The sequence below is a fragment of the Nocardia sp. NPDC024068 genome (assembly GCF_040638875.1).
Lineage (GTDB): Bacteria > Actinomycetota > Actinomycetes > Mycobacteriales > Mycobacteriaceae > Nocardia.
Genome location: NZ_JBEZYU010000001.1, coordinates 396009 through 409549, shown reverse-complemented (window position 1 = coordinate 409549; position 13541 = coordinate 396009). Strand labels below are relative to the sequence as shown.

12 protein-coding genes and 2 pseudogenes are annotated in these 13541 nt (G+C 63.4%); 12 read left to right on the top strand and 2 right to left on the bottom strand.

Annotated features, from left to right (window positions below):
* Window positions 1-659: 659 nt before the first annotated feature.
* Window positions 660-1400, bottom strand: a complete 741-nt coding sequence (locus AB0F41_RS01725; protein WP_357420749.1) for an IclR family transcriptional regulator — start codon at window positions 1398-1400, stop codon at window positions 660-662.
* Window positions 1401-1451: 51 nt separating this feature from the next.
* On the opposite strand from AB0F41_RS01725, the gene AB0F41_RS01720 reads away from it, so the two are divergent.
* From AB0F41_RS01720 to AB0F41_RS01670, 11 genes and pseudogenes are all read left to right on the top strand, one after another.
* On the top strand, window positions 1452-2231 hold the full coding sequence (locus AB0F41_RS01720; protein WP_357420748.1) for an ABC transporter permease: 780 nt from the start codon (window positions 1452-1454) through the stop codon (window positions 2229-2231).
* Window positions 2224-3333 (top strand): ABC transporter ATP-binding protein, encoded by a 1110-nt coding sequence (locus AB0F41_RS01715; RefSeq protein WP_357420747.1) that lies wholly within the window; start codon window positions 2224-2226, stop codon window positions 3331-3333. The genes AB0F41_RS01720 and AB0F41_RS01715 overlap by 8 nt, the downstream gene beginning before the upstream one ends.
* On the top strand, window positions 3330-4127 hold the full coding sequence (locus AB0F41_RS01710) for an ABC transporter permease (protein WP_357420746.1): 798 nt from the start codon (window positions 3330-3332) through the stop codon (window positions 4125-4127). Before AB0F41_RS01715 ends, AB0F41_RS01710 begins: the two co-directional genes overlap by 4 nt.
* A gap of 2 nt (window positions 4128-4129) precedes the next feature.
* A complete protein-coding gene (locus AB0F41_RS01705; protein WP_357420745.1) occupies window positions 4130-5125 on the top strand; it encodes a glycine betaine ABC transporter substrate-binding protein in 996 nt (331 codons plus the stop codon).
* 37 nt (window positions 5126-5162) lie between these two features.
* Window positions 5163-6308 carry an acyl-CoA dehydrogenase family protein gene (locus AB0F41_RS01700; protein ID WP_357420744.1) on the top strand — a complete coding sequence of 382 codons (1146 nt, stop codon included), beginning with the start codon at window positions 5163-5165 and terminating at the stop codon, window positions 6306-6308.
* An 11-nt stretch (window positions 6309-6319) separates the two neighbouring features.
* Window positions 6320-7573, top strand: coding sequence for a CoA transferase (locus AB0F41_RS01695; protein WP_357420743.1), 1254 nt, complete (start codon window positions 6320-6322; stop codon window positions 7571-7573).
* Entirely contained in the window at window positions 7545-8390 is an 846-nt protein-coding gene (locus AB0F41_RS01690; RefSeq protein WP_357420742.1) for an acyl-CoA dehydrogenase family protein, read from the top strand. The genes AB0F41_RS01695 and AB0F41_RS01690 overlap by 29 nt, the downstream gene beginning before the upstream one ends.
* A complete protein-coding gene (locus AB0F41_RS01685) occupies window positions 8387-9181 on the top strand; it encodes an SDR family oxidoreductase (RefSeq protein WP_357420741.1) in 795 nt (264 codons plus the stop codon). The genes AB0F41_RS01690 and AB0F41_RS01685 overlap by 4 nt, the downstream gene beginning before the upstream one ends.
* Entirely contained in the window at window positions 9178-9957 is a 780-nt protein-coding gene (locus AB0F41_RS01680) for an enoyl-CoA hydratase-related protein (protein WP_357420740.1), read from the top strand. Before AB0F41_RS01685 ends, AB0F41_RS01680 begins: the two co-directional genes overlap by 4 nt.
* A 4-nt stretch (window positions 9958-9961) precedes the next feature.
* On the top strand, window positions 9962-11452 hold the full coding sequence (locus tag AB0F41_RS01675; RefSeq protein ID WP_357420739.1) for a 3-hydroxyacyl-CoA dehydrogenase NAD-binding domain-containing protein: 1491 nt from the start codon (window positions 9962-9964) through the stop codon (window positions 11450-11452).
* 209 nt (window positions 11453-11661) lie between these two features.
* Window positions 11662-11943: pseudogene (locus AB0F41_RS01670) on the top strand (cytochrome P450); the annotation flags it as partial.
* A 212-nt stretch (window positions 11944-12155) separates the two neighbouring features.
* On the opposite strand, the pseudogene AB0F41_RS01665 reads toward AB0F41_RS01670, so the two are convergent.
* Window positions 12156-12822, bottom strand: a pseudogene (locus tag AB0F41_RS01665) (TetR/AcrR family transcriptional regulator).
* Window positions 12823-13062: 240 nt separating this feature from the next.
* On the opposite strand from AB0F41_RS01665, the gene AB0F41_RS01660 reads away from it, so the two are divergent.
* Window positions 13063-13533 (top strand): zinc-binding dehydrogenase, encoded by a 471-nt coding sequence (locus AB0F41_RS01660; protein ID WP_357420738.1) that lies wholly within the window; start codon window positions 13063-13065, stop codon window positions 13531-13533.
* The last annotated feature ends 8 nt before the right edge of the window (window positions 13534-13541 follow it).

The window sequence follows — 13541 nt, the reverse complement described above, 5'->3', positions numbered from 1 at the left end:
AGACAGATACTCCTCGGTCGACTAACGCCCGCTTGCCGCAAAGCAGCAGGAGATCAGGGAAAATCCAGGTCATCGTTCCGGAGGATCCGCCCGAACTCAACCCAGCCGCTGCTCGGGCTTTGTTGCATCTGATCCAAGAAGTCGCGAGGAGGTCGGAATAGCCCCGACTTCACTGGACAAGTACAAGAAATGTGCAGCGCTGGAGAATCTTTCGTTATGCACAGCAGATTCGTCACCTGGGCCTCGACGCGCCGATGTTGCGCGGCTGTCGGCGTTCATCCGCTCCCACCTCGGTCTCGAAGGGCCTCAGCTTTGTGCCGGCCGATTTCACTGGGCGGCGCCGGCTCCCGAGACGCCTTCTACTTCCGGGTCCGCTGCGGGGCTCCGCCTCCGTAGTAGTCCGCGGTTGTGCCCGGCGAGTTCGGCGAAGGGTTCGGAGTTTGGACCAGTTCTCGTAGTCGCCGATCATTATCAGGCAGCGGCGGGCGCGGCCCTGGTCGGCAATCCCCGCACCGTGGACATGATCCGTAACCGGAGACCATCTCGATCTCCCGATCATGTGTCGCACGGCGGAATCCACCAACCGCGCTACGCCGCCGTTGATCTTCTTCCCGGGTGTCCAAGCGCCGATCCGAACACAGCTCCGCCGGGGTGATCGCTCACCACAACGTGCTGATGCTTTGGATGATCTGCTCGATTCGATCCGGCGTTGCTCGCGCTGTCGGCATGGTCACCGCGATGGCGGCTCGTCGGCTGTCCGGGGACGGTGGAAGAGCGCGAGCGACGCTCGAAACTCCTTCGTCGTACTCCTCCCAGGTCCTTGCGAGCCCGTCCGCCCGAACAGTCGTGAGATGTTCGAGAAGTTCCGGCCATGTCCCCACGGATGCGGCGGTCCTGCGTTCGTAGGGGCCGGGGCCCATCACTGCCTGCAGTTCTGATAGTCCCAACTCGGCGAGCAGGGCCTTGCCTGCGGCCACCGTGTGGGCGTGCGCACGTGTTCCAACCGGTGTACTGACATTGAGCGACCGGCCTCCGGGGAGGCTCTCGACGTAGAGGACGTCGGCGCCGTCCAGCACCGCCATGTTGATGTCCTCCTCGAACTCGTCGCGGAGTATCTGCATCCATCGGCGTTCCGTATCGCCTGACACGGGGACCAGGACCTTGCTCAGTTGACGGAGTGTCGGCCCCAGTAACAGCCGGCGCCCGGATTCTTCACGTTCGAGAAACCCTTCGTCGCACAGTGCTCGGCACAGGCGGCCGATCGTCGGTAGCGGCACACCGAGCCGCGCCGACATCGCAGCCTGCGTAATCCCGTCCGCACCGTCCTCGAAGAGCCTGAGGATCCGCAGTCCGCGGACCAGGGTGCGTGAGCCGGCGTCGCCGTCTCTGGTCGGTGTCATGTATCCCCCTCGGGTTCCAATGCCTGAGAAGCCTCCAAAAACTTTCACTACATGAAAGCACTTTCTTCTGTTGACAGCAACCTTGTTCGGCGCTTACCGTTGGGCGCATTGCCGCTGGTGACTCACACCACAGCACTCACAGGCGACTGGTTTGCCGATCTCATACGAATTCCAGGAGGTGAAATGACATATCGCGAATTCTGGTCGTACTACCAGTCCGACCTGCTCCGCCAGATGGGTGAGCACTTTGCGGTCGTTGCTATCGCGGCAGGGATTGCCGCCGTTCTCGGCATCGCCATGTCGATGGCCGTGTACCGCCGAGATGGAGTCTCGGAGTTACTCATCCGAATCACCAGCACAATGCTGACGATCCCGTCCTTGGCGCTGTACGTGCTATTACTCGGAATCACAGGGCTCGGATGGTCGCCGGTGCTGGTAGCCCTTACGATCTACGCCCTCTGCCCGATCGTTCAGAACACGATCGTAGGGCTGCGTGGCGTGGACCCGGCCGCGATCGAGGCCGCCACCGGAATCGGGATGCTGCGGTGGCAGACTCTCGCCCGCGTCGAGATTCCCCTGGCGTGGCCGCTGATCCTGACGGGAATCCGTATCGCCGCGGCCTTGCTGGTCAGCACTGCGGCGATCGGCGCGGTAGTACTCGGCCCGGGTCTCGGCAACGCCATCTACGCGGGCCTCAACCGTATCGGTTCACCCGTCGCTCTCTACTTCGCGCTTTCCGGCCTCGTCGGTGCCGCAATCGTAGGCCTTCTACTGAGCGGAGCCTTCTCAATTATTCAGAAACTGACCGTATCGCGAGGAATCCGTGGCTGAAGCAATCGAACTCAAGAACATCACCAAGCAATACCCCGGCCATGGGAAGCATGTGGTCAAGGATTTGAACCTCGATATTTCTCGCGGCGAGATCGTCATGCTCATCGGTCCCTCGGGATGCGGTAAGACGACAACATTGAAAATGATGAACCGATTGATCGAACCGACCTCGGGCAGCATTTTTGTCAACGGAGCGGACGTCACCACCACCGACCCCACCGAACTGCGGCGAAGTATCGGGTATGTGATCCAGCAGGTGGGCCTGTTTCCCCACCTGCGGGTCGGCGAGAACGTCTCCGCCGTACTGCGCCTGCTGAAATGGCCGAAAAACCGGATCACGCAGCGCGTCGACGAGATGCTGGATCTGGTCGGTCTCGACCCGTCCCTCTACCGCGACCGCTTCCCCAAGGAGCTCTCCGGAGGGCAGAAACAACGCGTCGGTGTGGCTCGTGCACTAGCGGCGGATCCGTTGATCCTGTTGATGGACGAACCTTTCGGAGCAGTCGATCCCATCACCCGCAGCCACCTCCAGGCCGAGCTGCTCAGGCTGCAACGGGAAATCCAGAAGACCATCGTTTGCGTCACCCACGACATCGACGAAGCCGTACTGCTCGGTGACAAGATCGCCGTATTCGGCACCAGCGCGCGGATCGAACAGTATGCGGCTCCCGCCGAGCTACTGTCACAGCCTGCCAATGAATTCGTGGAGAACTTCATCGGAGGCTCCAACAGCATCCGGGTCCTGTCGCTGCTGCCGGTCACGCCCGACCAACTTCGCCCCGGGCGCACCGTCGATGCCGGCTCCAACACCGGTCAGCACGGTGTTCTCGACGAGGACGCGATTGCGCTCGACAACGGCCGGCCCGCGGGCTGGGTGTTCGGCTCGCGCGGAGACCGCGAGATCACCACCACTGAAACGATCCCACTGGCGACTCGGCCGACGTATGCGGACGCGCTGGACCTGATCATGAAAACCGGCGAACCCGGCGCCATATTCACCCATGCGGACGGTGCCTACGCCGGCATCCTCGAACTGGGGCAGGTGCACGCGGCGATCGCGACGACGCTCGAACCGGCACCCATGATGGACGCTGCCTCATGACGACCATGGCGGCGGCGGCCCCACACCGGCTCGATAAACACCGAAAGGGCGGTCAACGGGCGCGCGGCGCGCGCCCCACCCTCGGCCAGGTGCTGGTCACACCCACGGTCCTCGCGGGTGTGCTGGCGATGCTCTACCTGTGGGTGCAACATCGGGGGCTCGACTCCGTGGAAGCACGGGCACTCAGTCCGGCCAGTCTCATTCAGGCAGTTACGCGGCACCTTCTTCTTGTCGGTGTCTCTACCTTCCTCGTTGTCGGCCTCGCAATTCCGCTCGGAGTGGTCCTGACCCGCAAGGCCGCCGTTAAGTTCCGGCCGGCGGTGACCGGGGTCGCCGTGATCGGCCAGTCATTGCCCAGCTTCGGCCTGGTAGTGGTCTGCGTCCTGCTGTTCGGCATCGACATAAAATTCGTCATCCTCGCCCTGACGGTCGCCGCGTTCCTCCCCGTCCTCACCAACACCATCGAGGGCCTCGAGGGGATCTCTCCGGAACTGAAGGAATCCGCGGCCGGTATCGGAATGAACGGATGGCAGGTGCTGACGCGAGTCGAGCTCCCGCTGGCCGTACCCGTAATCCTGGCCGGCCTCCGCACATCACTGGTCTGGAACGTCGGGACGGCGGCCGTTGCCGCGCTTGCGGGCGCCGGCGGGCTGGGCGGCGTCATCGTGGCCGGCCTGATCCAGTACCGCGACATCATCACGTTCGTCGGAGCGGCCCTCACCGCGATCCTCGCGTTGCTCCTGGACTATCTGGCGAAACACGTGCAACACCTCCTGACTCCGCGAGGGCTGTGAACATGAGATATTTCATTCGTCGGGATCGCTACCGGAACGACCGAAACCGTTTTCTGGCAACCGCCGTGTTCGCTCTCACCGCGATCCTCCTGTCGTCGTGCTCATCGCTCGGCCCGTCGGTCAAACCTGCACCCGGGTCACTCGCCTCGACTATTGACTTGAGCGGAGTATCCATATCGGTCGGGTCGAAGAACTATTCCGAACAACGAATGCTCGGGGCGCTGTACGTAACCGCTCTCCGCGCCGCCGGTGCCGACGTGGTCGATCGAACGGGAATCGGCGGAACCATGCTCGCCTATTCGGCCCTGGAATCCAACCAGATCGATCTGTACAGCGAGTACACGGGAACGGCCTGGTCGACCATCCTCGGTCAATCGGAGGTGGTCAGCGATCCGGATCTCCTCTTCGGCAAAGTGAACGCCATGTCCGGCGAATCCGGGCTGACCTGGTTCGCGATGTCGCCGGCCAATTCGAATTATGCGATCGCCGCGCCGGAGAACCTTTTGCAGAGGCTGGACATCAATAATTTGTCCGATTACGCCGAACTCGCCCGCACCAACCCCGCAGCCGCCAGGCTGTGCTCGAGTACGGAGTTCGCAACCCGCGACGACGGGCTGCCCGGTGTGGAGAAGACCTACGGATTCACATTGCCACGCGAGCAGGTACTCATCCAGGAAAGCAGCATTTCCGTCGCCACGATGACCACCCAGCATCAGTGCGAATTCTCGTCAGTTGTCGCCGCCGATCCACGGCTGCCCAACTATGGGTTACGGCAACTGGTCGATGACCGGAAGTCTTTTCCTTCATATAACCCGGCAATTGTGATGCATACCGAAAAATACGAATCACATAAATCTGAGTACGACGCCCTTCTGGGTGAGATCAACTCACTGATCACCCAGGACGTGCTGGTGAAATTGAACAGCCGCATCCAGTTGGACGACCAGCCCGAAGCCCGGGTGGCAACCGAATTCCTTCGCGAGAACAACATCATCTGAAACCGATCCACCGTATCCGAAGAATGGAAAGAGAGAGATGGCAAGCGAGCTGGAAACCGAAGTAAGGGAATGGGCGATCGAGACCCGGCAGGAGCTGAACAGCCGCGGAGAATTCTCGATCAACGGATCGCCGTCCGATGTCGATTCCCGATACGTCTACAAAAAGATGGGAACCTCCGGCCTGATCGGCGTCCATTGGCCGACAGCAGTCGGTGGCCGCGATGCCGATATCGAACAGTCCATCGCCCTCGAGGAGGAACTCGGTTACCACTGGCTACCGATGTGCGGGTTCCTGCTCTCGGTGAAAACAATCGGTAACGCGCTGCTCCGGTTCGGCACCGAAGAGCAGAAGTCCACACTGCTACCTGAGATCGCGCGGGGCGATCTGCTGTTCTGCCAGGGCTTCTCGGAGCCCGGCGCTGGGTCCGATCTTGCCTCCCTACGGACTCGAGCGGTACCGGCCGACGGAGGCTGGCGAATCACCGGCCGCAAGATCTGGACGAGCAGTGCCACCGAAGCCGACTGGATCTATGTCGCCGCGCGTACCGATCCGGATGCACCCAAGCACCGTGGACTCTCGGTGTTCGTCGTGGACATGAACGAACCAGGCATCACCCCGACCAAGCACGACACCTTCGGTGGCGGCAATCTCGGCGAGGTCGAGCTGGTGGACGTTTTCGTCCCGCACAGCGGAGTTGTCGGCGAGATCGACCAGGGCTGGTCGGTGCTGATGGGCACGATGGATTTCGAGCGCGTCACCAGTGAAAAGATCGGTGTCGTCCGCTGGCTACTGGACAATCTCGAACCGCTGGCCACCGATCCCGCACATCGACATGCGCTGCAGGTACTCCAGGGTGAAGCTCGCGCGGCCCGGCTGCTCGGGTTGGAGACTTCCCGGATGCTCGACCGCGATATTCCGGCCTCTGCGCCGGCCTCGATGTGCAAACTGTCCATCGCGCTGATGATGCAGAAGCTTGCGGCACTCGCATCAGAGATCGTCGGACCCGCAGCGCTGATCGAAGGAACCGACGGCGGTGCCGACAAGGTCCTTGAGGGCAGGATTGCCGCATTCGCGCGCTCCTCACTAGCGACCACGATCGCCGGCGGCGCATCCGATATCCAGCGGAAAGTCATCGCGCAGCGTGGACTGAACCTGCCCCGCCGACCCGCCCCCGTGTCTTGAAAGAGCTTAACGTGCAGTCTCCCGCCGACCAGCAGCCACTCGCCGGAATACGTGTCCTCGACTATTCGCAGTTCGTCGCCGGCCCCCTCGCCGCGATGATACTGGCGGACCTCGGAGCCGAAGTGATCAAGGTCGAGGCACCACGCGGTGATGCCTACCGCGAGTACGAGCCACTCGGTAACGGACAGAGCCGACGGTTCATGGCACTCAACCGGGGAAAGCGATCCCTGTGTCTCGATCTCACCACCGAGTCGGATCGGTCGACGTCACGTGCGTTGATCCGGACCGCCGACGTGGTGGTACACAATATGCCGCGAGAGCGGGCCGAACGATTCGGCCTCTCGCGGGAGTCGATTGCAGCGCTGAATCCGAATGCGGTCGTCACTTCGATCAGCGCCTTCGGCAACGAGGGGCCACTCGCGGCGCACACAGGCTATGACCTCATCGCCCAGTCCTATTCGGGGTTGCTGTTCGCCGACCCCCGGCCGGGCCAGACCGTCCCGCAGCGCTGCGGCTCGATCCCCCTGGCCGATATCACGACCGGACTGATGACAGTGATCTCGGTTCTGACGGGTTTGGTCGATCGGCCACGCCGCGCAACCGCTGCCCACTTGAGCGTTTCACTGCTGTCCTCCGCGCTGCTGACCCAGATACAAGACCTGGTCCGGCTCGACAGCGATCCGCCGCCGCCGCCTGCCACTGCCGAACTTCTACACGAGCGTGGTGAAGCCAAGCGCCGGGCAGACGATCTCGAACCGTACTACGGATGCTACGAAACCGCCGACGGCTTCATCGCCGTTGCCTGCCTCAATATCGCGCAGCGAGAGCGGATGGGCGCCGTGCTCGCGATCTCCGACCCGTGGCTGCGGGACCCGCAGGCGCCCGCGGCGAGTGCGACCGAATACCGGCAGCGCTGGGAGACGAAGAAATCCGTTGCCGAACGGCTGCGCAGCGAACGCTCCCGCCACTGGGTTCAAGTGTTCCGCCAGGCCAACGTGCCCTGCATGGAGGTTCGAACACTCGAATCCGCTTTCGGAGACACCCAGGTCGAAGACAACCACCTCACCCAGAAGATCCACCAGCCCGGCGTCGGCGAGGTCGAACTACTCGGCTCGCTGCTGACCATCGACGGAGAGCCGCTGCCGCAGACGTCGCGACCGGCTCCGGGCCTCGGAGAACACAACCACGAAATCCTCACCGCACTGTCCACACCCCATGCTTCGTCTGGAGAAAACCGTGAATCTCACGCTGCCCTACCCCGCTGATCTCGCTGCCTTCGCGGAATCGATCCGACGCCACGCCGAACGGCATATCCCAGACGATGCGTGGGTGCCGGGGGCAACCGTCAGCGACCACAGCACAGCCATGATGTCGGCGCTGACCGAAGCCGGATGGTTCGACCTGGTGGAAGAAAACGAGGCGGGCAACGACTACTTCGGCCTCGGCGGACTCGAGCTGGGGCGTGCCGGTGCGCCGTACAGCTGTGTAGCGGCCCTCCTCGGCGGAGGTGTGGCAGCGTCCGGCCTGGTTCTCTACGGCGACGAATTCCCGATCGCCGCCAACGTCACCACCGACGGCAGGCTGCTCCACCGGGAGGTGTTGCGCGCACACCCTGTCCCTTACACTGACAGTCTCGGTGTTCACGTCGTCGATGAATTCGGTCCGAGCCAGATCGTGGAGGCCGAGCACAGGGTACGAGCTTGGCGCACGGCCACCACGGGATACATCGCTGGTCTGGCCCTCCGGAGTCTCGAACTCGCGGTCGACCACGCGCGCAACCGTGAAGCATTCGGGGCGCCCCTCGCCACACTGGACGCGGTGCAGATCAAACTGGCAGATGCTGCTCTGACCACCGAATCGCTTCGCCTGTGCGCAATACAGGGCTCGGGGTCGGCCGAGGAACTCGCGTACGCGGCTCACGCGGCCAACCAGGTGGCAGCCAACGCTCATCAGGTTCTGGGCGCCATGGGATTCACTCTCGAGTTCGAACTCCAGCGATTCACGCGCCGGATCCGCGCCCTGTCGCTGTTGTCCATGCACTGGACCGCCGCGATCGACGGCGGAACGCAGGGGCCGCAGTGAGTACGAGCACCGCACCGAAGACCATTCTGGTGACCGGCGGATCGGCGGGAATCGGCCTGGCCATTGCCGAGCGACTCGGACGGGACGGAAACAGGGTCGTGCTGGCCGCCCGGAACGAAGAGCGCCTCGCCGCTGCGCAGGCATTGCTCCGGGCACAGAACATCGACGTAGGCATCATCGGCCTCGATGTCCGGGACAACGCGGCTGTCTCCGAGGCGATCGACAATCTCGATACGATCGACGGCGTCGTGAACAACGCGGCAGGCAACTTCGCGTGCCCCGCCGAAGAGATGAGCCTCAACGGTTTCAGAGCGGTCGTCGAGATCTCGCTGTACGGGACGTTCAACGCCTCGACTGCGCTGGCCCGCAGACTCATACGTGAAAGCAAGTCGGGTGCGATCTGCAACATAATCACCACCTACGCCTGGACCGGTGGACCCGGTGTCGCGCACTCGGCCGCGGCCAAGGCGGCAATGCTCGCATTCGGGAAGTCAGTGGCCGGTGAGTGGGGCGCCCACGGGATCCGGGTCAACTCGGTGGCGCCGGGTTTCGTGGAGACGGAAAACGCCACCGACAACATCCTCTCGGCTCCCGGCGCTGCAGCTGCAATGCTCACGAAAATTCCGCTGGGCAGGTTCGCCCAGGCCGACGAGGTGGCCGGCTCGGTGTCCTATCTCATGGGCGACGAGGCGAGCTACGTGACCGGCGCCGTTCTCACCATCGACGGTGGCCGCAGCCTCGGGCAGGCCATGCACGCTGCGCAACCAAGACAATCCCCGGTCAGCCGATGACCTACCAATTCCTCTCCGTGACAGATAATTCGGCGCCCGGCGTACGCGTCGTTCGAATCGATCGCCCCGAGGCCAAGAACGCCTTGGATCTAGCGACCAAGAGGGAGCTGATCGACGCGTTGACAGATGCCGGCAGCGATCGGACGGTGCGAGTGTTGGTCCTGACCGGATCAGCAGAGGTGTTCGTCGCGGGAACAGATATCAAAGAGATGGCGAGCCTGTCACCAACCGACCACATCGTAGAGGAGACCGGACGGGTGTTCGATCTCCTCGATGATTTCGGCAAACCCACGATCGCGGCGGTAGACGGCTATGCACTCGGCGGCGGATGTGAGCTGGCGATGGCTTGCGATCTCGTGGTGGCCGGCCGCTCCGCGAAACTCGGGCAACCCGAGATCCGAGTCGGTCTCATTCCTGGGTCCGGTGGGGTCAGCCGACTGGTCCAGAGAATGGGGCGCGCTCGAGCGCTGGCGCTGGTTCTCACAGGCGACCTCATCGAGGCGGATACCGCGTTTCTGGCCGGTATCGTCAGCACGGTCTGCCCGGACCGGGAAGCCGAGAGAACGGCCGTCGACATGGCACGGGGGATCGCGTCGAAACCCCAACTGAACGTGCGTGCGATCCGCAAGATCGCACGGGCCGCCGAGAACGCTCCGCTGCGCACTTCCCTGGATCTGGAGAGATCCATGTTCCAAACCCTTTTCGATACCGAGGATCACCTCGAAGGACTGACGGCTTTCATCCAAAAGCGGGACCCCGCCTACGAAGGACGGTGACAATATGCCCATTCCACCAACCGTGCGGGTTATCGGCGCTGGAGCGATGGGACGCGGTATCGCCCAGACAGCCGCAGTTGCCGGATACCGGGTCGAACTCACCGACATCGACGCCGAGACGTCGAGGCAGGCGTTGGCCGCCATTGAGCGTGACCTCGACGCGGCGATGGAGAAAGGACGCGTGCGGCCCGAGGATGCCGCAGCCGCGTGCGCTCGTATAGACCCCCGGCCCGAGCCCACCGGACGCAACGCTGATGTGTCGATCGTTGTCGAGGCGATCATCGAGGATGCCGGGGCGAAGATCTCCCTGCTGAAGGACCTCGAAGTCGCCACACCGAACGCCGTGCTGGCGACGAACACGAGTGCTTTGTCGATCGCAGGCCTCGCGCGCGACCTGAAGCGGCCCGAAAATCTGGTGGGAATTCACTTTTTCAACCCGGTTCCTAGGATGAAGGTCGCCGAAGTCGTCCCGAGTGTGTTCACCGCCCCGGATGTCATACGCGAGGCGACCGAATTCGTCCGCACGCTCGGCCATGAACCGCTACCGGTCCGTGACTCACCCGGGTTCGTGATCAACTTTCTGGGCCGCGGACTGCTCACCGAGGCGCTCGCCGTTCTCGCTCACAGCGCCACCGGAGTCCCCGAGGTCGACGCAATCGCCCGCGATGTACTCGGATTGCGGATGGGACCGTTTGAGCTCATGGACCTGACCGGGCTCGATATCTCGCACGGGGTGATGGAGAACGTCTGGAACGGATACTACGCAGATCCCCGGCTCCGGCCGTCCCCAATCGCCGCGGCCCGCGTCACCGCCGGTGTATTGGGAAGAAAGACCGGGGTCGGGTTCTACACGTACCCACGAATCGATGTCCGCCCCGAGCCCGTCCAAACCGGTCCCGTGGGTGTCGACCTGAACTTCCACTTGAGCGAGGAGTGGATGTCCAGTGATCCGATCCTGTCGAAGGTCCGCACGGTCGAAGAGGTGACACCTGACGCCGTCCATATCGTCTGCCCGGTCGGTGAACCGGCCTATCGCGCGGCACTGAGAGCGAACCTCCCGGTCGAGCGAACACTCGGAATCGACCCGTTGAGCATGAGAACGGGTAAGCGGCTGGCGGTCTCGGCGCCGCTGCCGATGTCGGCGCCAGTCCGAGCGGCGGCGGCGTCGGCACTCGAAGCGACCGGGCTACCGGTGACGATGGTTCCCGACGGACCGGCCCCGGTAGCCCAGCGGCTGCTGGCATCGATGGTGAATGTCGCATCCATACTCGCTGCATCCGGAACCGGTGAGCCGACCGATATCGATCGGGGCGCACGCCTCGGTCTGGGGTACCCATCGGGCCCGTTCGAACTCGCCGACAGTCACGGCTTGCCGACGATCCTGCGGATCCTGGACGGCCTATTCGAATACACGCACGATCCGCGATACCAGGCGACACCATGGCTGCGGACTCGTGCAGATCTCGGCGTGCCCTGTGTCGGTCGGGGCTGTTGAAAGCCTCGCCTCGTGGACAGGGAAGAACACAGGATTCGCTGTCCTGACGGCTGAAATGCCCGCCCGATGACTATTCCACGGCGGGCATTCGGTGGTAACGGTGAGCTGTGGGGAGCGGCGCCGTCGACCCGTTCTCTCTGGAGGTGCTGCGCGACCCGCTGCCGTTCCAGCATGTACTCCGGGAGACCGGGCCGGTCGTCTGGCTGGAGCTGCCCGACGATGATCACTTGTTCAACGCTTTCGGCCCGGTCGAATAACCTGGTGGAGTGGGGTGTCGCGCGGATCGTGGAACTGTCGGCGTGGGTAAACGCGCAGTGCGCCCGCGAGAAGCTGTCGCTCTGCGGGTTCGGTGCGCAGACCTGGAGCGCAGCCGAGATCGGGGACCTCACCGAGGAGCAGCCCCGCTCATGGTGCGCTCGCTGCTGTCGGCCTGGATGGACACCACAGTCAATGGGCTTGCCGCACTTCTGTACGCGTTCCCGCGGCACCCGAGCCCATCGCCTCCCGCCGGACACGCGTGGCCGCTCATGACCCGTCTGCTCGAACACGTCGCCCACCGCAGCGCTTCCTCCGCGCCAGCCCGACACCAAATTCTGCGCCACATCGCATGAGCGAGACGGCCAATCGTGCCATCGTCACCGTCAGGTATCGGCGTCTGTACCCGGGAGTCGTGTTTCCCGGTTGCCGCAGCGCTGGTCTGGGCTTATGGGTGCCGGATCCTCGGTGATCGGTCCTCGAATGGCTCAGTTTCGGCAGCGAGGGGCCGTCTGGGTTTGCCTTTCGCGTCGGTGGGCTGGAACGAACCCAGATACTGTTCGAACGCGTCGATAAGTTCCTGGTGGGCGGTCCGGACGCCGATTCCGTGCTCGAGCTGAAGAAATTTCGGGATACCGGTGATGAGTAGCAGTAGTGCGCCCGGGGTGAGCTTTTGGCCGAGGGCCTCGTTTCGGTCGAAACCGTGGGACAAGGCGTCGAGTTGTACCTTGCGTAGCCGCTCAGTCGCTTCCGCGATTTCGGCTCGAACCGATTCGCGATGATTTCCCAACGCCATGAACTCCGTGGTCAACGCGCTGGTTGCTTCATCCCAGCTGTATTCCCAGAGTGCGCGCGGCAATTGGTCGGGGGGCACTTGCTGAGCTTCGGTGAGGTGTCGGATATTGCGGTCGGTGTATCGGCGGATGGCGGCACGGAAGATGCTGTCGAGTGTCCGGAAGTAGTACCAGGCTCGAGGTGACACCCGCTCTGGCGGCTACCGCGCGGAACGTCACCGCCGCGTAGCCCTCGTCCAGCATCAACTGCTCCACGCAGTCCAACAGGACGCCCCTGGTCTTCGACGTCTCGGCGCCCATGCGCCGTGCCGATGCCGCCATGCGTGCCTCCTGATCTCCCGGTGACACGCATCCTCCCACCTCTCCTGCTAGACGATCGTATAGCACCGCGGTGTGACCCTGGACGGACAACCCGTGCTCGCTACCTGTCACAGAGGAGAGACATGACCACCGACATCGATTTGGCAGTGCTTCAGCGAGATGTTCGATACTTGATGAACCGAACCGCGATCCTCGATTGTGTAGCGAGCGGCGGACCCGAAACCCGGCGAGACCGTTCTCGTGCACGCCGCCGCCAGTGGGGTCGGGCATTTCGCCGTCCAGTTCGCCGAATGTCGCGGCGCGCACGTCATCGGCACCGCACGGGCCGGTAACCATCGGTTCGTGCGCAGTATCGGCGCGGCCGTGGTGGTCGACTACACCACGACCGACTTCGCCGAGGCGATCGACCGGGTCGACGTCGTGCTCGATCTGGTCGGTGGTGAATACGGCAGGCGATCGCTGCGTGTGCTGCGAGACGGCGGTCGCTACATCACGGTGCAGGAATCCGACGCCCGTGGTGATCCGCGCTACCGGATGGTCACCGGGAAGCCATCGCCTGCCATGCTGACGGAAGTCGGGTCAGCAGTCGCTCGGGGGCAGGTGCGAGTCCATGTCGACCGTGTACTGCCGATGAACGAGGTACGGGAAAGTCATCGGTTGAGTGAATCCGGACGAGTACGCGGAAAACTCGTACTCACTCCGTGGTCTTGAGGTCGGTC